This is a genomic window from Teredinibacter waterburyi, from assembly GCF_001922985.1.
GTDB classification, from domain to species: domain Bacteria; phylum Pseudomonadota; class Gammaproteobacteria; order Pseudomonadales; family Cellvibrionaceae; genus Teredinibacter; species Teredinibacter waterburyi.
On record NZ_MRUH01000045.1, the window covers coordinates 58,029 to 80,437 of the forward strand.

Sequence of the window (22,409 nt, forward strand, 5' to 3'; positions counted from 1 at the left end):
TAGTCGCTTTTAGCTTAATTACCCAGAGATCTAATTATTATGGAAATGACTCTCACCACACCGGGGCTTCTATTTCCAGCGATTTCCCTATTGTTGCTTGCTTATACTAATCGTTTTGTTGTGCTAACCAACGTTATTCGGCAATTGAGCCAGTTGGATGATGAGCGATCGCTAGACTTGGCTCGACGCCAAATCGACAGCTTGCGTGTTCGGTTGAAAATCATTCAAGCGATGCAGGCTTGTGGTGTGTTGTCGTTTCTAACCTGTACCTTGGCAATGTTTGCCTTGTTTGTACACTGGGAGGGCGTGGGTAAGATTTTATTTGGTCTCAGTTTGGTATTGCTTGGTAGCTCGCTGCTGTTTTCGCTGTTTGAAGTTCAGGCGTCGACTAAGGCTATCAATATGGAGATCGAACGCTTTGATTGTCGCCGCAATAGTCGCAAGCCAAAAATTGCAACCCCAGATGTGTAGGTGACACGCTCAACCGATTGGGCTGGATTTTGGGGCATCGACTTTACTCTTCGCGTGTTTGTAGCGAGATATCGATTGCTAGCGTATCCTCAATTTCGTCCAGCTTATCTTCCAGTTCGGATTGATTGAGTCCGCTTGGCAAGGTGAGTGTACCATCTGCTTCGAATAGCGGCTCGCCACTATAGGGCATACTCGAGATACGCGTATTCAGTTTTTCGACATTAATATTGTATTGAGCAAAAGTGGTTGCGATCTCTTTGACAATACCGGCGCGATCTGGCCCCCAAACGCGAAAATCTAGGCGTTTGCCGTCTGATGCCGCAGCAGCGCCAGGGCTGTTGTCGATAATGATATTGATTTTACGTTCATTGAGCTGTCGTAAATCGGCGATAAGCTTAGCTTCACTTTCGGCCGCTACCTGTAGGCTTATAACGCCGGCAAATTTACCTGCCAGGTGAGATAGCTGGCTTTCCAGCCAATTGCCGTTGTTATCTTTAACAACACGAGAAATGGCCTCGACTACGCCGGGCTTGTCTTCACTGATTACGGTAAGTACGAGATTGCTGAGCATATTTACTTTCTTATTCTGGTTAAACTCTCATAATACTACCGCAACCCCGTTGCTCGCGGCCATTCAAATTTAGAAGGCTGTGCTTTTAGCCCTAGTTGATCTAGCGCTAGAGTGGAATTGATAACCTAAGGCCCACTATGATCGTCCCGCCCGAGCAGTTAAACGCCGATGTTCTGCGCAGTATTATTGAGTCATTTATCACCCGCGAGGGTACGGACTACGGCGAGCAGGAATGGTCTTTAGAGGAGAAGGTAGAGCAGCTCTTGCCTCAGGTATTAAACGGTGAGGTCGCAATTGTTTACGATGAGGCCAGTGAATCAATAACCCTTATGGAGCGCCAAGCTCTGCCGCCCCAATGACGGAAATAACCACTTGTCTGCCGTTAAAACCCTCAGTCTCGGATCGAACCGTGCATACTAATCTTTCAAGTAGTTGTCTGCGGGCGGCATGTCCAGATTTGGCCTTTCGGTGTGACGGCGATGCTGCTAACGCACACGCAATAGTGATACTGGCCCACGGTGCGGGTGCGGGAATGGATTCTGACTTCTTGACCACGCTAAGTAAGGCTTTGGCTGCGCGCGGGTTATTTGTGGTGAGTTTTGAGTTTGCCTACATGGTTAAACGACGGCTTTCGGGTAATAAACGGCCACCGGCGCCTAAACCTATCTTGCTTGCCAATTGGGCAGCGGTGCTGGAATGCACTGTTCAGTGCAGTTCGCTGCCAGTCGTTGTGGCGGGGAAGTCGATGGGCGGGCGCATAGGCTCCGAGCTGCTGGCGTCCGCGAGCCTGAGTCCTTTGGTCAGGTCGAGAGTGGCAGGCTGTATGTGCTATGGTTACCCGTTTCATCCGCCCGCAAAACAAGAACAGTTGCGTACTGAGCACTTGGCCGAATCTCGTTGGCCAGAGCGGATTCCGCTGAAAATTGTGCAAGGCACACGGGACCCCTTTGGCAAGCCCGATGAGGTTGCGAATTACAGTTTGGCTAAGGAGATCTCAATCGCTTGGCTGGAGTCTGGCGATCACGACTTTGTGCCCTTGCGGCGCAGCGGTTTTGAGCAGCGCGATTTAATTCAGCGTGCGGCAGATCTATCAATCGCATTTATCGAGGCACATTTATGTGACGGCACTCTTACCTTGCCGCGCACATTAATGCGCTAGTAATACCGACAACTAAGTCAACTTTGATTGGCACTGGATACTTATGGAAATTATTGCGCTCTGCCGAGCGGGATTTGAAAAAGAAGTGGCGGCAGAGTTATCTGAACTTGCCGCTGTAAATGGGTTGGCTGGATACGCTAAGACCAATGACCGCGATGGTTACGTGGAGTTTATTTTTTATCAGCCCGAAGATGCCGTATCGTTTATCGAAAACACACCATTCCGCCAGCTTATTTTTATTCGTCATTGGTTTATTGCCCAGCCGGCGCTCACCATTGACGATGTGCAAGACCGAGTTACCCCCTTGGCGGAACAGCTGCAGCAGTTGCTTACAAGCCTACAGCTAACGCAATTGGATTTAATCGAGCCGGTAAACCTAGATACCAATGACGGGAAATCATTACAGCGTTTAGCCACCGGAGTGTCTGGGCATTTAGGGCGCAGCTTAGGCGATATTGTCGGCCGTAAAAGCGCGCGCTATAGGGGCCAATTGTTGATGTTAGCGGGTAATTGCGCCTTTGTAGGTGTTTACCCAAAAGCCAACGTATCGCCCTGGCTCGCAGGTGTGCCCCGGCTACGCCAGCCCAAAGCAGCACCTAGCCGAGCAACCTTGAAACTAGAGGAAGCTTGGCACCACTTTATCCCCAAGACTGAGTGGGACCAACGTTTGGCAGCCAGTATGACTGCTGTAGATCTGGGGGCCGCGCCTGGGGGTTGGACGTGGCAATTGGTGAATCGCAGTATGTTCGTACAAGCGGTCGATAACGGCCCTATGGCCGAATCGCTTATGGAGTCCGGTCAGGTTACTCACCATATGCTCGACGGCTTCGCCTTTAAACCGGACTACTCAGTTGATTGGCTGGTATGTGATATTGCCGACAAGCCCGCTCGGGTAGCTGACATGATACGTCGCTGGGCGCTACAAGGCTGGTGTCGTGAAGCGGTTTTTAACCTCAAGCTGCCAATGAAACAGCGCTATCTGGAGGTTAAAAAATGTTCGGCAATGATCACCGAGGCATTGACTGCGGTGAACATTGCGCATGAGTTGCGGTTTAAACAGCTCTACCACGACAGAGAAGAGGTGACAGGACATCTAAGGATATTATGATTTCGGCGACCTACAATTCGGCAGCCAGACTTAGTTCTCTAGTACAGAAACTTTTTCCGGTTGCTTAAGAATAGAGTGGATCGGAGCCAGTAGCTCGAGGCGCTCGCCTGAACTGGCCCAACGGCGCCAATCTTCTAGTGTTTTCCATTTGCATAGTAAAAAGCGATGGTTTTCATCGCTGATATCGGCAAAGGCTTCCCCTGAAATAAAGCCGGGGACCAAATAAGTGCGTTGCAGTGCTTTTCGCGAGTGCTCTATATATGTATTTAGCATCTGCTCGTGTAAGTGCCGTTCAATCAGAACGTGTACCATAATAAACTACCTTCAAGGCTGGGGTGTTGCATTAAAAAATTTAGATCTAGTTGTTGGCTGTAGGCGTTGTTTTTAAGTGTAGGTTAAAGCTTAGATTTAATTGTAAAACACGGTGGTAGCCCGTCACGCTTTTATTAAAAGTGACGGTTAGCGATTAATTAGCCGAGTGATTTGACCAATTTATATTATTTTTGTTCGTTGCTGATTGTTAACGATCGTTGCAGTTTTTTCCAGCGGTTTCGATCATCTACAGACAAAGGGTTCGGAATAGGTATGAGTGAAAAAAAGATTTCGGGTAGTGGTGAGCAAGTAACCGATGCCGTTGAGCTTGCTGATGGGTTAGCCAAGCGAGTTGATGCCTGCGGCCTTATTTGTCCCGAGCCGGTAATGTTGTTGCATAGCGCAGTAAGAGATGTGAAGGCCGGAGACTGTATCGAGGTGATTGCCACGGACCCATCTACAGAACGAGATATCGCGCGTTTCTGCGAGTTTCTTTCCCATCAGTTGGTAAGTTTCGAGCAACTTGAGCGTGATGGCACAGTGTCTTTGTTGCGTTTTGTGGTGCGTAAAGGGGGAAGCTAACCAGCGCGTACCTATCATTTTTAGATATCCGGCATTGCGCCGAAGCGGCGTCCCTTCGCAGGTTGCGAAGTTGTAAAGCGCCAGCATCATTGGTGCGGCAGCTTTTTTGCTGATTAGGTTATCAGCAGGCTCGATGGGTTGAGCTTAAATTACGATAATACAGAGCCAAGGTCCCACAGCCACACAAACCCCTTAAGGTGTGCGGTACTGGTTGCGTACCGCGTTTGTGTTTAATCGCATAGGTTTAACTCTTAGTCATTTCCGCGCTGCCAGATTCTGTCACCAGTAATGAGATAGCAGCCAGTGCTTCTGGGTCCTGGGCTTTGATCTTGTTGGCAATATGGTGTTGGAAAAAGTAACGGAAATTGTCATGCATCTGTGCTGGGTACAGACAGTCGTCGCCAGGCAGTACCGGAGTACTTTCTACCTTATCTTCGGCTATCAGCATTCCGCACACAGTGCCGTCGTTGTAGAGTCTCCAGCTAATCACTTCCTGCAGCGTTAAGCTGGTGAAGTCTGCGTTCGACAATACGCCGTGGGTTCCAATGGTGTCGGGTATTTCTTGAACTGTGTCGTAGGGGCTTTCACATTCGTAGTCGTAGTACTCTGCTGCGGTTTCCAGCTCAACTATCTTGTGAATTGGGGAATCGAAGAATATTTCGTCGATACCTGGGTCGTAATAGCCTTCCCAGCAACCGTTAAGCGGATCGTCGATTTCTGGGCAGGCGACGATGTCGTCTAACCAAGGAACCAAGCCGACGACTTCCCCGTTAGCGCGCAATGCCCAGCAGAGTACCTTTAGGCTGAAAAGCTTCTCTCCACTTGATTCATTGGAGTAGAGCATTTCTAGGCCGTCGAGTTCTGGCGCGAGGCGTATAAAACGCGAATCTTTAAGAGCCGAGTAGGATTTACCCGTGAAGAGGTCGATCACATTATCCGTATTGTGACCATCGTTTGAGGTCTTCATAATACCACCCCCTGGTTGAGGCCCGGTAAACCGGTATGGTTAATTGGGCAGGACGGTTGAGTGAACCATCACTACATACAGTATAGACACAGCGCGAAGAACACAATACCTTGATTTGGGTTTCAGTTTTGCACGCTATTGAGGGTTAACTTGGTCGTGGCTCCCGTTGGTTTGGTGGGTATTTAATGTGAAGTTAGTGAGTATTTACTGGTTTGCTAAGCCGTAAGTGTGGCTCTTAAATTAAAGCGCCACGTGAGAGTCGGTTTCTAGGGAAACCCGTCGTTATCATTAGTGTAGATCAAATGAAGTCAAAATTAGTTCCAGAACACAGCTGCATACAATTGATAGAGATATTTAATAACTGCTTTGCTGAGCCCTGTAATACGCGTTTAGAGGGGGGAGGGTGTGAGCCAATATATTACCCTGCGGCCCATGAATACGCTGAAGATCCCGCGCGGGTGGTGTTTAGCCACGATTACTTCGCCAGTGCTCTGCACGAGATCGCTCATTGGAGCATTGCGGGTGACCAGCGTCGTCAGCAGCTTGATTATGGCTATTGGTATGCCCCCGATGGTAGAAGTGCCGAGCAGCAAGCGCTGTTTGAGCAAGTAGAGGTCAAACCGCAAGCATTAGAGTGGGTATTCAATCGAGCCTGCGCTCACAAATTTAGATTAAGCGCCGACAATCTAACGTCGGAACTTGGTGCGACCGAAGCCTTTAAGCTGGCGGTAGTGTCGCAAGCGCAGGCCTTTTGTCGCAACGGGCTGCCGCAACGCGCTGCGGTATTTGCAGATGCGCTAGCGCAAGCGTTCGGTGTCGACCAATACCTTGTCGAGGACGACTTCAATTTAGCCACGTTAGCGATTTGAGGCTGAACATGTACAAGGGCTCGCTTTGCCGGTGAACACAGTCTATTTGATAGATGCCTCGATCTATATCTTTCGCTACTATTTTGCGCTGGAGGATCATTGGTTTGCTGAAAATGATTATCCAACAGCCGCGGTTTATGGCTACACCCGCTGGCTAATGCGATTTTTATCTGCGCAGCAGCCGACTCGAGTCGGCGCGTGTTTTGATGAGAGTTTAGATAGCAGCTTCCGCAACGAGATATACGCCGATTATAAATCCAGCCGAGCCCTGCCCGATGATGCGCTCGCCTTTCAGTTGTTGGCCTGTAAGAAAATGACAGAGCTATTCGGCGTGGCCAGCTTCGCTTCAGCACGCTACGAAGCCGACGACTTGCTGGCGACCTTGGCGCAAAAGAATCGAGCGGCTGGCCGTGCAAATTGCGTGTTAACGCGGGATAAAGATCTCGCCCAAATTATTTTGGGTGCGCGGGATCAGTTTTGGGACTATCCCGACGGCGAGCCGATGGGCTCGAGAGAGTTGACCAAAAAAATGGGTGTGCAACCACACCAAGTTGCCGATTATCTCGCACTAATTGGCGATGTAAGTGACGATATTCCCGGCGTGCCAGGGCTAGGGCCAAAGACGGCAGCGGCCCTATTGCAGCACTTCCCGAACTGGGAGTCGATAAAGCTCGGGTTGCCTCTAGTCGCTAATTTACCGATTCGAGGTGCGACGGGTGTCGCCGCGAAGTTGCAGCTGTACAGTGCGCAAATAGACATGGCTTTACAGCTAACCCGTGTGCAAAACAAAATTCCATTGGGGCGTTGTGATTTAAGGCTGCGCCCCGCCAATATCAACGAGATTACACGCTTTGCTCAATACCTTGGGTTTGGACAAGGGTTTATAGCTTCGTTGCAACCGTTTGAGAGACAAACATGAAGATAGTGGCCGATGAAAATATTCCATACGTTGATGCGCTTTTTGGCGAGCTTGGTGAAATTGTGACTCGCCCCGGCCGCGATATTTGCGCGGCCGACGTTGCCGATGCCGATGTATTGCTGGTGAGGTCTGTTACCTCCGTCAACCAAAGGTTACTTGGTGACAGTAACGTAAAGTTTGTTGGCACTTGCACCATAGGTACGGATCATCTCGACAAGAATTGGTTAGATTCTGCGGGCATCGAATACCGCAGCGCTCCAGGTTGCAACGCATACGGCGTCGTACAGTATGTATTTTCGGTATTGGCGAATTTGGATTTGTTGCGCGGTCAGCCGAAAGTCGGCGTGATTGGCTGTGGTAACGTCGGTGGCCGACTGTATCGAACCCTAAAAGCCTTGGGGCTAGATGTCGTTGTTTATGATCCGTTTTTATCAAAGAGCAATATCCCCGATTTGCAGGAGTGGGAGGCGTTGTACGATTGCGATATTGTCTGCACGCACACGCCGTTAACTACGAGTGGGCCGCATCCCACCGAAAAAATGATCACCACGAATTTTTTTAGCAACTTAAAGACTGGTTGTTTACTGTTGAATGCTGGCCGCGGTGGGGTTATTGATAATAACGCCTTGTCCGATTATCTCGATGGCGACAACCTCAATAATGTGCGAGTGGTTTTGGATGTATGGGAAAGCGAGCCAGATGTGCATCGCAAGCTGTTACATCAAGTTATTTTCGCCAGCCCGCATATTGCCGGTTACAGTTTTGAGGGCAAAACCAACGGCTCGCTTATGATCTTTACCGCATTGGCCGAGTTTGTTGGTTTAGATGAAAGTCGCCACGCCGAAATTTTTAATCGTGTAAAAACGACAGCTTACGGCGAGCCAGAGCTCATTGATGTTGTTAGTGTGGAAGATGCGATTCTACAAAGTTACCAAGTGAGCGAAGATCACGCGCGTATGCTGGCGGTGGAACCCGGCCTGCCGGCAAGTTTTGATCAGCTACGTAAAAACTATCCCATGCGGCGCGAGTTTAGTCACTATCGTGTTAACGCCGCCAGTTCTGCCGTTGCTGAACAGTGTGCCGCTATTGGTTTTTTAGTTTAAGTGTGTGAGCTAATTTGTGAAATTTAAAGCGGCATCTCCTAGCCAGTTAAAAATCGGCTTTTTAGTTAACCCCTATGCCGGCATCGGAGGTCCTGCGGGATACAAAGGGAGCGATTTTGTCGAGCTGCAAGCCCTTGCGGATAAGGGCGAGTTAGAGTTACGAGCGCCGCGGCGAGCACAACTATTTATTAATAGCTTGCAAGAAGTGTTGGCTCGCTCCGCAACTACAGCGCCGGTTTTTATTGCCGCACCCTCTGCCATGGGGTGTGACTATCTACGCGATTGGCCATTTGAATTTACCGAACTGGATTGTAACTTGCGGCAGCCAACCATTGCCGAGGATACGCAAGACCTCTGTAAAACATTGTTAGAAAATGCTATAGATTTGTTGGTGTACGTTGGCGGTGACGGCACTGCACGAGATGTATGCGCGGTGGTACAAACACAGATACCAGTACTCGGTGTACCTTCCGGCGTTAAAATGCAATCGGGGGTGTTCGCTATATCTCCACAGGCAGCCGCCTTGGTACTCGCAAAAATTATTGCTGGCGAATTGACGAGTTTGGAGGAAGAAGAGGTTCGTGATATTGATGAGCGGGCATTACAACAAGGTAGGGTCAATAGCCGTTATTTTGGTTCAATGCGAGTGCCACAGGAACTCGCCTACATGCAAAGTGTAAAGCAGGGCGGCAGCGAAGTTGAAGAGCTAGTGCTGTTAGATATTAGTGCGGATATTCGCGAGCAAATCGATGATATCGTTTCTTCAATAGAGGCCAACACAGAAACCTTCGCTTTACTGTGTGCACCAGGGTCGACCACTCATTTTATTAGTCAAGATCTAGCTTTGCCGTCGACATTGTTGGGGGTTGATTGTCATCTTTTCAGCAAGGGTAAAGTTGATTCCTTCGTTGATGTTTCGGCAGTGAAGTTGGAGGCAATACTCGAGTCTTTAACTGCAAGTGAAAAAATAGTACCGGTAAAGCTTCTGTTAACCGCTACCGGCGGGCAGGGCGCGTTAATTGGTCGTGGTAATCAACAGCTTACGCCGAATGTCCTGCGTGCAATTGGCCGAGATAATTTGTGGGTTGTTGCTACCAAGCAAAAGCTCGAGCAGCTGGCTCAGCGCCCGTTGCTATTCGACAGCAACGATCAATCATTAGATCGAGCGTGGACGGGGTTAATCCCGATTATTACCGGCTATCACGACCGCGTTCTCTATCGGGTAGGAATTAATTATGACTGAACTAACAACGACACCCGAGAACAATCTTGAGGTGGATGATAGAAACAATTGCGAAATGGAATTAACGGCCTCGCTTGCGCAATTGGACACTCACTTGCGTGAACAGCTAGCTGCGCGTCCGTTAGAGGCTGAGAGTCGGCGCTTGTTTCACGGTCGTGGTGGTTGTTATCAGGGACTAAATTGGTTGGTCGTCGATTGGTTCTCGCCAGTGTTAGTGGTGACTTTATTTCGCGAGCCGCCGCTAGGTTTTGAGTTGAGGCTTGCTGAGCTGATGCGTTCACAGATTCAATCTTTAGCGACGTCGGTCGATGCCGTTCTGGTTCAATATCGCTTTCGCACTGGAGCACCATTCGCGACTTTAATCGGTAGCTTACCTAGTAGTTTGTTCGCGCAGCGTGGTGACTTGCGTTTTAATCTTTCCCTGCAGCAACAAAATGTTGGTTTTTTTCTCGATATCGAACCCGCTCGCGAGTGGCTGGAAGCGGACGTTGCAGGTAAACGAGTTCTCAATTTGTTTTCCTACACCTGCGCATTTTCGGTTGTAGCACTAGCCGCTGGGGCGCAGCAGGTGGTCAATATTGATATGAGCCAGCGGGCGTTAAAAGTGGGGCGTGATAACCATAAACTGAACAGTATTACTGTCGATAAGGTTAAATTTTTAGCTCATGATATTTTTAGTTCTTGGGGTAAGTTAAAGCATTTGGGGCCCTACGACCGCGTTATTATCGACCCGCCTAGTTTTCAAAAAGGCAGCTTTGTCGCCACTAAGGATTATCAGCGAGTGCTGAAAAAGATGATTGATCTGGTGGCGCCAGGCGGCCAATTTCTTGCCTGTTTAAATGCGCCGGAAGTCGCTCGAACAGATTTTCGAGCCTTGGTGGAAAGTTGTTGTCCCGAGTTTGTTTGGCAGCAAGACCTGCCTCAACATGGCGACTTTCCCGATGCGGATGTAGAAAAAGCGCTTAAAATGTTGGTGTTTCAGCGGCTTTCGTAAAATTGCTGAATAAGGTTTAGCGGCATAGGTTTAGCTAAGCCAAAACCTTGGCCGTAGGGCACTTCTAAGGTAATTAGTTCGTCTTCGATCTGTTTGTTTTCAACATATTCTGCAATCGTACTAATGCCCAGTTCTTTGCCGATACCGTTAATTGCAATAACCATTGCGCGTCCCAGCTTATCGTTGACAATATCCTTGATAAACGAACCATCGATTTTTATGTAGTCTACATCGAGCTTTTTTAAGTAGCCGAAGGATGAAAAGCCAGTCCCAAAATCGTCAAGGGCAAATCGGCAGCCAAGAATTTTGAGTTCATTGATAAACTCTACCGCTTCGTCAAGGTTGTGAATGGCGCTGGTTTCGGTTATTTCAAAACAGATTTTTTCAGTATCAAAACTTGTCGCCATCACCAGCTGTTTAATTGCCGAGCGACTGCGATGGCTTGCGAGCGAAAGGCTGCTGAGGTTAATTGAACAGCATCCCAGTTTGCGTGTGTGTTCTGGATGTCGATCGAGAAAATCTAAAATTGTAGTGAGTACCCAAAGGTCGATCTGATCTGATAATCCATAGCGTTCTGCTGCTGGTAAAAAATTATCTGGTGCTAAGTGCGTGCCGTCATCGTCAACGTAGCGAATCAGTACTTCGTAGTGAATATAGTTTCCAGCATTTGGATTGAGCGCAAAAATAGGCTGTGCGTAAAGTTCAAATCGATCGCGCATTAAGGCGTTTTGTAAGCGTCCCACCCAAAGCATTTCGTTGCGGCTAGAAATGTAGTTCGGCGATGCATCCTCGGTTACGACTACGCGATTGCGCCCTTGTTCTTTTGCCATATAGCAAGCCGCGTCGGCAGCGCTAAAAATATCCGAGAGGCTGTGGAGCTTGCCCGAGGTAAGCGCGATACCGATACTAATGGTTTGACGGAAGGTTTGACCCTTCCATTGAAAACTAAAATCTTCCGCCGCATTGCGTAATATCTCGGCGAGTTCTACCGCTTCTTTCTCGCTGGTGTCATTTTTTACCAGTGCAAATTCATCGCCACCGAGTCGTGCAAAAAAGTCGAATTTTGTATCCGATTCGTTAATCGCCTGCACAAGTTTTTTTAACAGTTCATCACCAGCACGGTGGCCGCAGGTGTCGTTAATGACTTTTAGCTGGTCGACATCCACATAAATTAGCGCGAGCGGCCGAGATGTTTTGCCCAGATGAGCAATGCGCTCGGATAGGTAGGATTCGAGTGAACGGCGATTGTGCAAGCCGGTAAGGTCGTCGTGTTTAGCTTGATAAGAGAGTGTCTCAGCTAGGCCTTTGCTCTCGCTTATATCTTGGCAAACCAGCAGTAGATATTCGCCGTCCTCGGGTTCGACAATGATACTGGCAGAGACTTTTGTCCATATTTTGGTGGTGTTATTTCGCTCTAAGCGCAATTCGGTTTCGTGATTTTTCTTTGTGTTAGAAAAGCATCGCTCAATAAAGCCCTGCTGTTTAACAGTGTCTTCTAGTGCTACTAGAGCCTCGAAGGGCTTGCCAACTAACGACATGGCGTCGTAGCCGAGTACGCTGGCGCCGTAGAGGTTGATATCGGTAATACGTGCGGTGCGATTAACGGCGACGAAAATAGCTGGACTTTTATCGAATAGGGTACGAAATTTCTTTTCGCTTTGGAGTAGTGCGATGCGCGAGCTTTGCTGGTCTTCTAGCACCTGCTGTAACGTCAAATAGTTGATTTCAAGTTCTTGATTGCGATCGGCAATAGTTTTTACCAGCTCGTCGTTTGATGCCGAGAGCTGCTCACGCACTGCGACTAGCTCGGTGAGCTGGCGAGTTGATCTGGGAATGAGGCTAGAAATGAGCAGGACTAAGCCGACAAATAACAGGGCGGTTCCGGCAGCGTTAAGCGGATATATCCACGGCGCGATGAGTTGGCCTAGGTCAGCGATTGCTGGTGGTAGGTAGTTTTGAAATGCAGTGATGAAATCCGCGCCACTGGCGATCACTACAGGCCCAATGCCGAGAAACATCAATTTAAAGGCGTTGCTAAACCCGTGGAAGTGTACGTCGGCTCGTCGTTGTCGGTTGAGAACAAAAAGACCAATCGCTAAGGTTACAACGACGATGTCGATTACAGGCATCACGGTCTGGGACAAGGTGAGCATAAGAAATAATCAACCTGTTGCTGAGAGACAGAACTTGAATAGAGATAAATTGAGTAAACGCGGGCAGCTGAAGGTCGCCGATTCACATTATTGCTAGAAGTATAGTCACAACTTGTGGGTATGTTTTGATTTAGCCCATGATTTCTTGTTGAGGTTTTCGTCTTGGTGACGGTGCTGCTCTGGGTGCGGGTAGGTTTAACGGTAGAGCGGGGCTAGATACGCCTGTTGGCTTATTAACGGTAGTTTCGAGAGTCTTGTAGATACTGCATAACAAGCTGTTTGAGTGCTTCTGAGCTGCGGTTTGCGAGGGTATCGCGGATAACGTTGATTCGCGTAGGCAGGGTTGGTGGGAGCAAGGGCTGGATTTGGGTGTTGGCGGGATCGCTATTGTCGGTATCGGTGATTGCGGCTCCGCTGCTGTGTAGTAGGTTTGTTGCCTGCTCGTCGAGACTGCTTAGGAAGGTAAACGCCCGATGACTGAGAGTAACGTCTTGAAACGCTTCCTGTCGTATGGTGTCACTAAAGTTTAGATAGTCGCTTTCCTGCAGCCATAACACTGTGTTGAATGCAGCGACAAATCTGGGCGCGTGCAGGCCAAACTCATCGGGAGAGTCCGGCCCGCAAATATCTTCCACATAGAGAATGATTTTCTGCGGGAACTGCTTGTACAGAAGCGTGAGCACCTTAGCGGTATCTCGACAGAAATCATCTATATGCAAATCGCTCATCGCGGTTACTCGTAAAAATGGGTTAGCGGCGATAGGCTTGGATAAATTTACCGAACTTGTTAATCGCTTTGCGTAAATCTTCTACCTGAGGAAGAAAGACTATGCGGAAGTGGTCCGGCGTTGGCCAGTTAAACGCAGTGCCCTGAACCAGCAAGATCTTCTCGCGAATGAGCAGATCTAAAATGAGTTGTTGGTCGTCGTCAAAGGCATACATTTCACGGTCGATTTTCGGAAACAGGTAGATGGCACCTTTTGGTTTGACGCAGCTAATACCAGGGATTTCAGCCAGCGCTTCACAGGCTGCATCGCGCTGATCTTTAAGGCGGCCGCCAGGCAGTATCAGTTCGTTAATACTTTGATACCCTCCAAGTGCGGTTTGCACAGCGTACATGGCTGGTACGTTGGCGCACAGGCGCATCGATGCGAGCATATCGATACCTTTCACATACTCTGGTGCTAAATGCTTGGCGCCACTTAACACAATCCAGCCAGATCGGAATCCCGCTAAGCGGTAGGACTTGGAGAGGCCGTTAAAGGATACACACAGCACGTCGGTCGCAATACGTGCCATAGGGATGAACTCGGCATCGTCATAGATGATTTTGCTGTAAATTTCATCGGCGAAAATCACTAGCTTGTGCTCGCGCGCTATGGCGTGGATCTGCTCCAGTAAGTCTTTGCTGTAGACCGCGCCAGTTGGATTGTTCGGATTGATAATCACAATGGCGCGAGTGCGGTCACTAATTTTACTGCGAATGTCGTCGATATCGGGAAACCAGTCGGCTTGCTCGTCACAAACGTAGTGCACGGCCTTGCCGCCAGCAAGGTTTACGGCGGCAGTCCACAGTGGATAATCCGGCGAGGGCACTAATACCTCGTCACCATCGTTTAAGAGCGCTTGGTTGGCCATAACGATCAGTTCACTAACGCCATTGCCGAGAAAGATATCGTCGATTTCCACATTGGCAATATTGAGTCGTTGGCATTCTTGCATGATGGCTTTACGGGCCGGAAACAGGCCTCGTGATGCGGTATAGCCTTGCGCGTTACGCAAGTTGTGGATGACATCGGCGATCATCTCGTCGGGGGCGTCAAAACCAAAAGGCGCTGGGTTGCCAATATTCAATTTTAGAATTCGATGACCGTCCTCTTCTAGGCGGTTGGCGTGCTCAAGTACTGGACCGCGTATGTCGTAGCAAACGCCTTCCAGTTTTTTAGATTTTTGGATCTGTTGCATGGGTTTTGACGAGCCTTTAGTCATATAACAGGAGTAAGATGGTTCGCTTCAAGTTAGTGGCAAGCGGGAGCCGATTATGTCAGATCAAACAGTAAAAAACGATGCCCAGCCAAAGCAAGATTTGAGGGATGACGCACTCTGGAGAGACAAACTTTCTGTAGAGGAGTATCGCATCTGCCGAGAAAAGGGAACGGAAAGACCTTTTACGGGAGAATACTGGGACAACCAGCGCGACGGTGATTATCTCTGTCGCTGTTGCGGTGAGCCGCTCTTTTCGTCGGCTTCGAAATTTGACGCCGGTTGCGGCTGGCCAAGTTTTTCTGAGGCGGCAGTTGCGGAAAATGTTGAAGAGCAGCGTGACATCAGCCACGGCATGATTCGAACCGAGGTGATGTGTGGTCATTGTGGTTGCCACCTCGGGCATGTTTTTCCGGACGGGCCTACCGAGACTGGGTTGAGATATTGTGTGAATTCCGCTTCTGTTACTTTCAGCGAGAAAAAATAATCGCAGTGTTTGGATGGCGGTGATTGATGGGCGAGTATGGGGCGGAAGCATCCTCGCCTGTTGACTTAGTGTCGGAGCGGCCATGGTTACAACCCTTGGCCTGTCTCGGGGGGGTTAGTCGTACACCTGCTTCTTTTTCCACTCCGAACGCTGCTCGTCAAAGCTACTCCATTCTGACTGGTTTTCGTCAAGCTCTGGAGAGTCGATCTCCGCTTCGTTCTGTGTGTTGAGTTCTTCCGCGAAACGTTCTTTAAGTATCTTAATACGCTCTCTCAGCAGGGTGATCTTTTGCATGAAATGATCACTTTTTCCCTCGCGAATCAGTAGGTTAAGCGCGGTGTCAAAGTAATGTATTGCCAATTTGGTTTTGCCCGCCTGCTCGGCGGCTCGCCCTTGTAGACTGTAGTTATCCACGGATATTTGTAACACCAGCAGTTTCATTAAAGCGCGGTAAGCGTCCGCTTGGTTTTTGGGGATTGCGGCTTTGAGTTCCTGCTGATGAATAAACCGATTCAGTTCTTCGAGGCACATTTTGACCTCTTTTATCTGTTGCGGGTTTTCCAATTGTACGGGGCCAGCTGGGCGGGTCTGCTTTTGCGTTTCGCTCAGCTGCGCGGAAACTGATTGCAAGTCTTGAAGGTGCACTGGATTCGAGGGTTCGAGTTTTGCGAGCTGCTCGCAGACTTCAATTAAGTTGCGCTGTATTAGAAGCACTAAGTCGCGAGGAAGAAAATCTTTTGGGAAGCCGGCTTGCATAAACTTAAAGTTGCGCCCGCGTGCCTTGAGGGCGGTTAACACCCGATTACGCTGTTCGCGCTTGGCGCGCAGGGTTTGCGATACAAAGGCGTAGCACACCAGTGCAGCGAGTAAAACGATGATCGTTGCTATTACATTTACGGATGACATGAGTAGGGGGTTGGTGTACCTATTGATGAACGGAGCCTGCCTTAAGGCTAGTCCTTGATTGATCTAAGTGCAACTAGCTAGGAGCTCTATTCGGATGCTCTTAAATGTAGAGTGATACGCTAAGTTACTGATTTTATTTGCTTGATTTTCGATCACTACTTTAACCTGAGAGTTAGGCGGTTAGCGGGTTGTAGCAAAAACCATCAATTTGAGGAAACTCTGAGCAGAAGTATTTCCCGCCAAAAGAAACCTAAAAAATTATGCTCAAAGGTGTTGACAGTCCCAGCGTGGCTCAATAGAATGCGCGCTCTTCTGAGATGACGAGCACATCAGAGTTTCTGTGTCCCCATCGTCTAGAGGCCTAGGACACCGCCCTTTCACGGCGGTAACAGGGGTTCGAATCCCCTTGGGGACGCCACTGCGGGAATAGCTCAGTTGGTAGAGCACAACCTTGCCAAGGTTGGGGTCGCGAGTTCGAATCTCGTTTCCCGCTCCATTCCCGATGTTAGCACCAACGCTAACATCAACGAGATAAATGACTTTTGCCTAGGCCCTAAGTTGTTTATCGGTGTTACAAAAGCGCAACCTTACGGGTTGCGCTTTTTTTTTGTTTTAATTTTCATTTGCGCCAACTAATCTCGGCGGCGTTACCCGTTGTTGATTGAAAAGCTGGTAATCTGCCCACAGGTTTAGGGTGTTGCCGGCGGTGAACACCATTCATTATTTATCCAACTTCTTTTACAGCGCTTCGGAGGCCTTGGGCATGTCAGTCACCCCTTTAGATTCAAAGGTTGCACTCAAAATACGCGGCCTACAGAAAACCTATGGGAAGTCGTTTGAGGCGCTAAAAGGTATTGACCTCGAAGTCGCTCGAGGAGACTTTTTTGCCTTGCTCGGACCAAACGGGGCAGGGAAATCAACCACAATTGGGGTGATCTGTTCTCTGGTTAAAAAAACCGCTGGCACGGTTGAGATCTTTGGTCACGATGTTGACCGCAATTTTTCCGTAGCGAAGCAATTTATTGGCGTTGTGCCTCAAGAATTCAATTTCAATATGTTCGAAAAGGTCGAAGATATTGTAGTCAACCAAGCGGGTTACTACGGCTTGCCGAAAAAACTCGCGCAAGAGCGTGCCGAAAAGTACCTGCGAAAGCTTGGCTTGTGGGATAAGCGTGACACTCAAGCGAAGGGGTTATCTGGCGGAATGAAGCGACGTTTGATGATTGCGCGCGCGCTTACTCATGAGCCGCAGTTATTGATTTTAGATGAGCCCACCGCCGGTGTAGATATCGAGTTGCGGCGTTCGATGTGGGAGTTTTTACAAGAGATCAATGAAGCCGGTACAACTATTATTTTAACCACCCACTACCTTGAAGAGGCCGAGCACCTGTGCCGCAATATCGCCATTATCAACAAGGGTGAGATCGCTGAAAATACCAGCATTAAAGACCTTCTCAAACAACTGAACCGCGAAACCTTTATTCTTGATAGTCGCACCGTGTTGGCGCAATGTCCAAGTGTAGAGTCTTATAACCTGCACCAAGTGGATGATACAACCTTGGAAGTGTCGGTGGAAAAAGGGCAGTCGTTGAACACGTTGTTTGCAAAGCTGTCTGAGTTAGGGGTGGATATTGTCAGTATGCGTAATAAGGTTAATCGGTTGGAGGAGTTGTTTGTTTCGCTGATCGAAAAAGTCGAACGAGAGGGTGCCGATGCGGCTCCAACAAAGCCTGCAACTACCGTAAAGAGAGCGTAAATCTATGTCACCGCAACAACAATTTATTGCATTTAAAACGCTGGTTCGCAAAGAGATTCGTCGCTTTACACGCATCTGGGTACAAACATTAATCCCGCCGGTAATTACCATGGCGCTCTACTTTGTGATTTTTGGTAGCTTAATCGGTCGTCGTATTGGCGAAATGGGCGGCTTGGATTACATGTCCTTCGTTGTGCCGGGGCTGATTATGATGGCCGTTATAAACAACTCTTACTCAAATGTGGTGTCGTCGTTTTATTCGGCTAAGTTCACTAAAAGTATTGAAGAGCTACAGGTAAGCCCGACGCCGAATTACATTATTATGCTGGGCTATGTGTGTGGTGGTTGTTTGCGTGGCCTATTGGTGGGTCTGATTGTCACGCTTATTTCTATGCTGTTTACGGACTTGCAGGTCCACAATCTATTTGTGACCGCATCGGTCGTGTTTTTGACCGCGTTTTTATTCTCGCTAGCGGGAATGATCAATGCCATTTTTGCCAATTCCTTCGATGACATTTCGATTATTCCGACATTCGTGTTGACGCCAATGACCTATCTCGGCGGTGTATTTTATTCAATCGATCTACTTCCCGAGTTTTGGCAGGGCGTCTCTCAGTTGAACCCTATACTTTATATGGTAAATGCTTTTCGCTACGGGTTACTTGGCGTGTCCGACGTTAATATTGGCGTTGCCTTCGCTGGAATTATTGGGTTTTTACTGGTGTTGTTGGCTTACTGTCTATTCTTGTTAGAACACGGTAAGAAACTGCGTAATTAGGAGTTGTAATGCAATCGGATCAATCGGAACAAGGTGCCAAAATTAAGCTCGGTGAATCTAACGCTTATACCGATGCCTACTCGCCGACATTGCTACACCCGATTCCTCGCTCGCATTCCCGGGCGGCGCTGATCGCTGATGGCGATATGCCCTTTAACGGGTGTGATGTCTGGACGGCCTATGAACTCAGTTGGTTGGACGCTAAGGGTAAGCCGCAGGTAGCGATCGGCCAGTTCACTTTTGCAGCCGACACCGATGCCATTATTGAGTCTAAGTCGTTTAAGTATTATTTGAACTCTTTTAACCAGACTCGATTCACAAGCGCCAACGACGTGCGTGAAACCATGGGCCAAGACTTGTCGGCTGCTTGTGGAGGCAATGTGGGCATTTCATTTTTTGCTATCGATGAATACATACCAGCATCCTCTGCGCTGCCGGGAATATGTATCGATGAGGAGTCAATTACGGGGGTGGTCTATCAGCCAGATGCAAGAATTTTGGCGGTAGATGGTTCGGCGCCGGTGGTGACTGAGTCTATCTATTCTCACCTTTTGAAAAGTAATTGTCCGGTAACGGGGCAGCCCGACTGGGCGACGCTTTGGGTTGAATATCGCGGTCACCCGGTCGATCGAGCCAGCTTGTTAACCTATATTGTGTCTTATCGTCAGCACCAAGATTTTCACGAGAATTGCGTCGAAAAGATCTTTTGCGATTTGATGCAGGTTGGTGATTTTGAGTCGCTGGCGGTTTATGCGCGTTACACGCGTCGTGGCGGGCTCGATATCAACCCCTATCGTGTATCTTACGATCGCGCCATGTTGCTACCGCAGTATTTGGAAAACGTCCGCACAGGGCGCCAATAGGCGCTCTATGAGTCTTTTTTACTGTAGGTTAGTTGATAATCTTATCTTTTAGTTTGTCGGTGGCTTTTTCCAGCGCTTCGACAACTTTTTCTTTGTCGTAGTTTTTGATCTTGTCGAGGTCGAGGTGCATCGCGAACCCTTCCATGTTGTGCTCGAAGTAGCTCTGGTGGCGACCTAGGTCTTTGCGGAAATCAACAACTTGGTAAACCTTGATGGGGTGGCTAAACCCCTTTGCCGTAATCTCACCCTTGTCGCGACACATAATCACATCTTTTACCAGTGACCAGGTTTCATGGGATATTAAAATTTCCCCCGGATCAGCGGCCGACTCTAGCCGGCTAGCCAAGTTTACGTGGGTGCCAAGTGCGGTGTAGTCCATGTAGTGACTGGTACCAAACGAGCCTACGGTGCAATACCCAGTGTTGAGGCCCATACGAATTTGCAGCGGCTTCTTAATCCCTTGGTTGTACCAATGAGTTTGCAGTTCTTTCATTTTGCGGCGCATCTCAATCGCCATTGCCAGTGAGCGGATACAGTCCTGCTTCAAGCCTTCACTTTGTGAGTCGCCGAATAAAATTAAGATACCGTCGCCCATAAACTTGTCGATGGTGCCGCGATACTTTATTGCGATATTGACCATTTCCGTGAGGTAAGTGTTGAGCAAGTCGGTCAGGCTTTCGGCTTCGAGCTCTTCTGTTAGCGAGCTGAAGCCACAAATATCGGAGAAAAATACGGTGATGCGGCGGCGCTCTGCAGAGAGTGTTTTTTCCCGACCTTCGTTGATCGCCTTCCATACGGGAGGCGTTAGGTAGCGAGATAGCTTATAGGTACGCAACTTGTGTAGTGTTAGTTCATTGCCGAGTTTCTTGTTGAGTAGGTCGAGCTTGTGTAAGCGGGTGTGAACAAAAATCGCGTAAGCACAGAAGTAGGTGAATACAGCGATTAGGCTGACAATGCTCAGCTCTAGCTTGTCTGCTAGGATCCATTGCGGCTCCCGAACCAGCACGATAAGCCCAATGCCGGCGATAAATGCAGCATTGTCGCGCAGCCATTTGTTTAGGCCGCCGTTAATCAGGCTGTTGAACTGAATCATGGTGGCAAACAGAATTGTAGGCAGTATGCTCAGGCCGCATAGCCCTACGGTTACGCCCATTGCTGCCGCGTCAACACTCATGATTTTGTTGATCAGGTTGGCGCGGCGGTCGTCGTGGGAGCGTTTGCGCAGCCAAAGAAAAGTTGTGATGGCGTAAACTAAAATGGCAACCGCGATAGCGGCATCGAGCAGTTCAAATTTTGGCCAGCCCGCGTTTACCGCAATTGTGCCGGCAGCGGCAATGCAGATGAGTGTGCGAATATCGTTTTGGCGCAGGGTGAAATCCGTAGCCAGCCGCTCGGAAGCCCTGTTGTGTGGGTCTGCCATGAATATGCCTGTCCTAGCTGAAGTATTGGTCGAGTAATTTTTTATAGTTTTAGTTGCTAAACGCGAAACACAAACCAGCCATCGGTACCGCAGGGCGGCGAGCGTAGACCCCTAGCTTTGACACGCATTTGCGCGTGAGTAAGCAATGTATCGCTTTCGTAAGGCTCTACTAAGGCCGTTCAGCAGCCGGTAATAGTGCAACAAAAAATGGTTTTAGTCGAGGTTCTAACTTTGCTGGTTGCGGACGGGTTATGAGCTGTGGGGGTGGGCAGCGATGGGTAATGACGAGATGAGCCGATGACTGGGTGTTTGTCGCTATATTGCGACTGTCCGCACTAGGGCTGCCGCATTTTTAACTCTAGAAATTTTTCTTCGAGTTCGGCATATCGGGCCTCGGATTGGGAAAGCTTCTTTTTGAGTGCTTGATTCAAGCCATCATCGCTTGCGCTAGAGACGTTGTTTTTGATGCTGCTCGCTAGGCGACGGGTTTCTGACTTGAGGGCGTAGACTTGCATTTCGTAATCGTCATTTTCATCTCTCAGCTGTTTTAACTCGGTTTTAAGTTGTATGACCTGGGTTGCTTTACTGCGTAACCGCTCTATTTCACGATTGGAGCTATTCAGCTCGTCTTCTAATAGCTGTATACAGGTTTCAGACTCTTGTACAAATCGAATTTGTTTTTCCAGTTGCCCCTGCAGCTCGTCGACCACTTCATCCTTTTCCTCTGCTGAACTCGCATTTCGGAGTTTCTGCTGAAGGCCTTTAATTATTTTGTGCTGGTCGGCGGCAACCGAGCGCAAGTGGCGCAGTTCTCCAGCCGTTTCGTCGCTGGCTTTGTCGGCAATCTGACTGGGACCTTCTACGCCCTCGGCAATGAGTTTGTCGAACTCGTTGTAGCTGTCGTGATAGTTCTGCAGTGCAGACTCTAAGACTTTGGCATCGTCTGAGTTGGCGGCAATCTCCGCGAGGGAGCTTATCTGCGATTGCGCTGTTTCCCTGCAGGCGTCCCACTTTGCTTCTAAATCGAAATAGAGTGCCTTGAATTTGTCGAGGTTGCTGATACGTTTGTGTGCATTGGCCAAGTCTGATTGCAGTGTTTCTAGCTCATGCTCTATAGAGGAGTTGTCGGTCGAAGCCGCGTAGTCACTATTGAAGCTAAAGATTTGTGTGTATTTTTGGTCGATTTGCTTCCAGTTCGCATCGTTGTTCGGGTTGACCGCTACGGATTCCATTTCTGAAAGCAAAATGGCGTGGCGGAGCGCAGCAACTCGGCGCGGTAGCGGGGTTTCGGGTGCGATATCGAGAGCGATTTCTGCACCGTTTGCCAATTGTTCATGATGCTGCCGAGCTTTTTCTAGCTGTACCTTAATGTCGCGCTTATAGGCGTTGGCGTTGGCACCCGCGGCTTCTTTGTCCTGTTTATGCTGAGCTCTTGCTGTGCGGAGGTCTTTGACTAACTGCTCCATACGAGATTGTAGCTTGCCGGCGATTGTTTTTAGCGATCGGTTGCGAACGGCCAAGAAAATACAGACGATAAAAAGCACGCCGATGACTTCGGCGAGAATAATGAAAATAAAATGTGGTGAGTGTATATCCACGGCTTTCCAGATTAGTGTTTTAGCGGCGCAGAATGTATGGCACCTACATGTCATGTTAGATCAAGTATGGGCTACAAAACGCAGGTTTTCGACTTTTTATGTATAAAGTAATATATACGAAGCGGTTTTCGTGTCGAAAATTATCGCTCAGGTTATAACACCACTCA

23 protein-coding genes and 2 tRNA genes are annotated in these 22,409 nt (G+C 48.8%); 16 read left to right on the forward strand and 9 right to left on the reverse strand.

What is annotated here, in order from left to right:
* The first annotated feature begins 39 nt into the window (after window positions 1–39).
* Window positions 40–471, forward strand: a complete 432-nt coding sequence (locus IDZ20_RS05115; RefSeq protein ID WP_188150353.1) for a DUF2721 domain-containing protein — start codon at window positions 40–42, stop codon at window positions 469–471.
* A gap of 43 nt (window positions 472–514) precedes the next feature.
* Here IDZ20_RS05115 and IDZ20_RS05120 read toward each other — a convergent pair whose 3' ends face one another.
* The gene (locus IDZ20_RS05120) at window positions 515–1,042 is read right to left on the reverse strand and encodes a glycine cleavage system transcriptional repressor (protein WP_188150354.1); all 528 of its coding nucleotides are present in this window, start codon (window positions 1,040–1,042) and stop codon (window positions 515–517) included.
* A gap of 137 nt (window positions 1,043–1,179) precedes the next feature.
* On the opposite strand from IDZ20_RS05120, the gene IDZ20_RS05125 reads away from it, so the two are divergent.
* Genes IDZ20_RS05125 through rlmM form a run of 3 tightly spaced genes read left to right on the forward strand, consistent with a single transcriptional unit; the run spans window position 1,180 to window position 3,309 of the window.
* Window positions 1,180–1,401, forward strand: a complete 222-nt coding sequence (locus IDZ20_RS05125; protein WP_188150355.1) for a YheU family protein — start codon at window positions 1,180–1,182, stop codon at window positions 1,399–1,401.
* A gap of 50 nt (window positions 1,402–1,451) precedes the next feature.
* On the forward strand, window positions 1,452–2,201 hold the full coding sequence (locus IDZ20_RS05130) for an alpha/beta family hydrolase (RefSeq protein WP_245792126.1): 750 nt from the start codon (window positions 1,452–1,454) through the stop codon (window positions 2,199–2,201).
* Between the two features lie 43 nt (window positions 2,202–2,244).
* Window positions 2,245–3,309 carry a 23S rRNA (cytidine(2498)-2'-O)-methyltransferase RlmM gene (gene rlmM, locus IDZ20_RS05135; protein ID WP_188150357.1) on the forward strand — a complete coding sequence of 355 codons (1,065 nt, stop codon included), beginning with the start codon at window positions 2,245–2,247 and terminating at the stop codon, window positions 3,307–3,309.
* Between the two features lie 30 nt (window positions 3,310–3,339).
* Here rlmM and IDZ20_RS05140 read toward each other — a convergent pair whose 3' ends face one another.
* Window positions 3,340–3,621 (reverse strand): antibiotic biosynthesis monooxygenase family protein, encoded by a 282-nt coding sequence (locus IDZ20_RS05140; protein ID WP_188150358.1) that lies wholly within the window; start codon window positions 3,619–3,621, stop codon window positions 3,340–3,342.
* A gap of 273 nt (window positions 3,622–3,894) precedes the next feature.
* On the opposite strand from IDZ20_RS05140, the gene tusA reads away from it, so the two are divergent.
* The gene (tusA, locus tag IDZ20_RS16405) at window positions 3,895–4,203 is read left to right on the forward strand and encodes a sulfurtransferase TusA (protein ID WP_188150359.1); all 309 of its coding nucleotides are present in this window, start codon (window positions 3,895–3,897) and stop codon (window positions 4,201–4,203) included.
* Window positions 4,204–4,447: 244 nt separating this feature from the next.
* Here tusA and IDZ20_RS05150 read toward each other — a convergent pair whose 3' ends face one another.
* A complete protein-coding gene (locus IDZ20_RS05150; RefSeq protein WP_188150360.1) occupies window positions 4,448–5,170 on the reverse strand; it encodes a hypothetical protein in 723 nt (240 codons plus the stop codon).
* A gap of 302 nt (window positions 5,171–5,472) precedes the next feature.
* Here IDZ20_RS05150 and IDZ20_RS05155 point away from each other — a divergent pair, with 302 nt between their 5' ends.
* The 5 genes from IDZ20_RS05155 to IDZ20_RS16330 are packed head-to-tail and all read left to right on the forward strand — an operon-like array spanning window position 5,473 to window position 10,298.
* Window positions 5,473–6,039, forward strand: coding sequence for an elongation factor P hydroxylase (locus tag IDZ20_RS05155; RefSeq protein ID WP_188150361.1), 567 nt, complete (start codon window positions 5,473–5,475; stop codon window positions 6,037–6,039).
* A 31-nt stretch (window positions 6,040–6,070) separates the two neighbouring features.
* Window positions 6,071–6,958, forward strand: coding sequence for a 5'-3' exonuclease (locus IDZ20_RS05160; protein ID WP_188150362.1), 888 nt, complete (start codon window positions 6,071–6,073; stop codon window positions 6,956–6,958).
* Complete coding sequence (locus tag IDZ20_RS05165) at window positions 6,955–8,061, forward strand: 4-phosphoerythronate dehydrogenase (RefSeq protein ID WP_188150363.1); 1,107 nt, start codon at window positions 6,955–6,957, stop codon at window positions 8,059–8,061. Before IDZ20_RS05160 ends, IDZ20_RS05165 begins: the two co-directional genes overlap by 4 nt.
* A gap of 16 nt (window positions 8,062–8,077) precedes the next feature.
* Entirely contained in the window at window positions 8,078–9,304 is a 1,227-nt protein-coding gene (locus IDZ20_RS16325) for an ATP-NAD kinase family protein (protein WP_245792127.1), read from the forward strand.
* The gene (locus tag IDZ20_RS16330) at window positions 9,297–10,298 is read left to right on the forward strand and encodes a class I SAM-dependent methyltransferase (protein ID WP_245792128.1); all 1,002 of its coding nucleotides are present in this window, start codon (window positions 9,297–9,299) and stop codon (window positions 10,296–10,298) included. Before IDZ20_RS16325 ends, IDZ20_RS16330 begins: the two co-directional genes overlap by 8 nt.
* Here the strand turns inward: IDZ20_RS16330 and IDZ20_RS05175 are convergent.
* From IDZ20_RS05175 to IDZ20_RS05185, 3 genes are all read right to left on the reverse strand, one after another.
* On the reverse strand, window positions 10,283–12,451 hold the full coding sequence (locus IDZ20_RS05175; protein ID WP_188150364.1) for a putative bifunctional diguanylate cyclase/phosphodiesterase: 2,169 nt from the start codon (window positions 12,449–12,451) through the stop codon (window positions 10,283–10,285). The two genes, IDZ20_RS16330 and IDZ20_RS05175, sit on opposite strands and share 16 nt — an antisense overlap.
* A gap of 233 nt (window positions 12,452–12,684) precedes the next feature.
* The gene (locus IDZ20_RS05180) at window positions 12,685–13,179 is read right to left on the reverse strand and encodes a hypothetical protein (protein WP_188150365.1); all 495 of its coding nucleotides are present in this window, start codon (window positions 13,177–13,179) and stop codon (window positions 12,685–12,687) included.
* 22 nt (window positions 13,180–13,201) lie between these two features.
* On the reverse strand, window positions 13,202–14,416 hold the full coding sequence (locus IDZ20_RS05185; RefSeq protein WP_188150366.1) for a pyridoxal phosphate-dependent aminotransferase: 1,215 nt from the start codon (window positions 14,414–14,416) through the stop codon (window positions 13,202–13,204).
* A gap of 76 nt (window positions 14,417–14,492) precedes the next feature.
* Between IDZ20_RS05185 and msrB the strand changes: the two genes are divergently transcribed.
* A complete protein-coding gene (msrB, locus tag IDZ20_RS05190) occupies window positions 14,493–14,921 on the forward strand; it encodes a peptide-methionine (R)-S-oxide reductase MsrB (RefSeq protein WP_188150367.1) in 429 nt (142 codons plus the stop codon).
* A gap of 114 nt (window positions 14,922–15,035) precedes the next feature.
* Here the strand turns inward: msrB and IDZ20_RS05195 are convergent, their stop codons facing one another.
* Window positions 15,036–15,827: a hypothetical protein gene (locus tag IDZ20_RS05195; RefSeq protein ID WP_188150368.1), complete on the reverse strand. Its 792-nt coding sequence runs from the start codon at window positions 15,825–15,827 to the stop codon at window positions 15,036–15,038.
* Between the two features lie 342 nt (window positions 15,828–16,169).
* On the opposite strand from IDZ20_RS05195, the gene IDZ20_RS05200 reads away from it, so the two are divergent.
* The 5 genes from IDZ20_RS05200 (at window position 16,170) to queF (ending at window position 19,224) form a co-directional block, all read left to right on the forward strand.
* Window positions 16,170–16,245, forward strand: a tRNA-Glu gene (locus tag IDZ20_RS05200).
* 2 nt (window positions 16,246–16,247) lie between these two features.
* Window positions 16,248–16,323, forward strand: a tRNA-Gly gene (locus IDZ20_RS05205).
* A 267-nt stretch (window positions 16,324–16,590) separates the two neighbouring features.
* Complete coding sequence (locus tag IDZ20_RS05210) at window positions 16,591–17,583, forward strand: ABC transporter ATP-binding protein (RefSeq protein WP_188150369.1); 993 nt, start codon at window positions 16,591–16,593, stop codon at window positions 17,581–17,583.
* 4 nt (window positions 17,584–17,587) lie between these two features.
* A complete protein-coding gene (locus IDZ20_RS05215; RefSeq protein WP_188150370.1) occupies window positions 17,588–18,361 on the forward strand; it encodes an ABC transporter permease in 774 nt (257 codons plus the stop codon).
* Window positions 18,362–18,369: 8 nt separating this feature from the next.
* Entirely contained in the window at window positions 18,370–19,224 is an 855-nt protein-coding gene (gene queF, locus IDZ20_RS05220; RefSeq protein WP_188150371.1) for an NADPH-dependent 7-cyano-7-deazaguanine reductase QueF, read from the forward strand.
* A 28-nt stretch (window positions 19,225–19,252) separates the two neighbouring features.
* Here the strand turns inward: queF and IDZ20_RS05225 are convergent, their stop codons facing one another.
* Both IDZ20_RS05225 and IDZ20_RS05230 read right to left on the reverse strand, forming a co-directional pair.
* The gene (locus tag IDZ20_RS05225) at window positions 19,253–20,644 is read right to left on the reverse strand and encodes an adenylate/guanylate cyclase domain-containing protein (RefSeq protein WP_188150372.1); all 1,392 of its coding nucleotides are present in this window, start codon (window positions 20,642–20,644) and stop codon (window positions 19,253–19,255) included.
* A 335-nt stretch (window positions 20,645–20,979) separates the two neighbouring features.
* Window positions 20,980–22,242, reverse strand: coding sequence for a coiled-coil domain-containing protein (locus IDZ20_RS05230; RefSeq protein ID WP_188150373.1), 1,263 nt, complete (start codon window positions 22,240–22,242; stop codon window positions 20,980–20,982).
* Between the last annotated feature and the right edge of the window lie 167 nt (window positions 22,243–22,409).

Bases quoted from the DNA above. Each gene is read 5' to 3' on its own strand.
- rlmM (WP_188150357.1), top strand. From the start codon at position 2,245: ATGGAAATTATTGCGCTCTGCCGAGCGGGATTTGAAAAAGAAGTGGCG.
- IDZ20_RS05150 (WP_188150360.1), bottom strand. From the start codon at position 5,170: ATGAAGACCTCAAACGATGGTCACAATACGGATAATGTGATCGACCTC.
- IDZ20_RS05215 (WP_188150370.1), top strand. From the start codon at position 17,588: ATGTCACCGCAACAACAATTTATTGCATTTAAAACGCTGGTTCGCAAA.
- IDZ20_RS05155 (WP_188150361.1), top strand. From the start codon at position 5,473: ATGAAGTCAAAATTAGTTCCAGAACACAGCTGCATACAATTGATAGAG.
- IDZ20_RS16330 (WP_245792128.1), top strand. From the start codon at position 9,297: ATGACTGAACTAACAACGACACCCGAGAACAATCTTGAGGTGGATGAT.
- IDZ20_RS05140 (WP_188150358.1), bottom strand. From the start codon at position 3,621: ATGGTACACGTTCTGATTGAACGGCACTTACACGAGCAGATGCTAAAT.
- IDZ20_RS05185 (WP_188150366.1), bottom strand. From the start codon at position 14,416: ATGCAACAGATCCAAAAATCTAAAAAACTGGAAGGCGTTTGCTACGAC.
- msrB (WP_188150367.1), top strand. From the start codon at position 14,493: ATGTCAGATCAAACAGTAAAAAACGATGCCCAGCCAAAGCAAGATTTG.
- IDZ20_RS05125 (WP_188150355.1), top strand. From the start codon at position 1,180: ATGATCGTCCCGCCCGAGCAGTTAAACGCCGATGTTCTGCGCAGTATT.
- IDZ20_RS05120 (WP_188150354.1), bottom strand. From the start codon at position 1,042: ATGCTCAGCAATCTCGTACTTACCGTAATCAGTGAAGACAAGCCCGGC.
- IDZ20_RS05165 (WP_188150363.1), top strand. From the start codon at position 6,955: ATGAAGATAGTGGCCGATGAAAATATTCCATACGTTGATGCGCTTTTT.
- IDZ20_RS05115 (WP_188150353.1), top strand. From the start codon at position 40: ATGGAAATGACTCTCACCACACCGGGGCTTCTATTTCCAGCGATTTCC.
- tusA (WP_188150359.1), top strand. From the start codon at position 3,895: ATGAGTGAAAAAAAGATTTCGGGTAGTGGTGAGCAAGTAACCGATGCC.
- IDZ20_RS05195 (WP_188150368.1), bottom strand. From the start codon at position 15,827: ATGTCATCCGTAAATGTAATAGCAACGATCATCGTTTTACTCGCTGCA.
- IDZ20_RS05225 (WP_188150372.1), bottom strand. From the start codon at position 20,644: ATGGCAGACCCACACAACAGGGCTTCCGAGCGGCTGGCTACGGATTTC.
- IDZ20_RS05175 (WP_188150364.1), bottom strand. From the start codon at position 12,451: ATGCTCACCTTGTCCCAGACCGTGATGCCTGTAATCGACATCGTCGTT.
- IDZ20_RS05180 (WP_188150365.1), bottom strand. From the start codon at position 13,179: ATGAGCGATTTGCATATAGATGATTTCTGTCGAGATACCGCTAAGGTG.
- IDZ20_RS05210 (WP_188150369.1), top strand. From the start codon at position 16,591: ATGTCAGTCACCCCTTTAGATTCAAAGGTTGCACTCAAAATACGCGGC.
- queF (WP_188150371.1), top strand. From the start codon at position 18,370: ATGCAATCGGATCAATCGGAACAAGGTGCCAAAATTAAGCTCGGTGAA.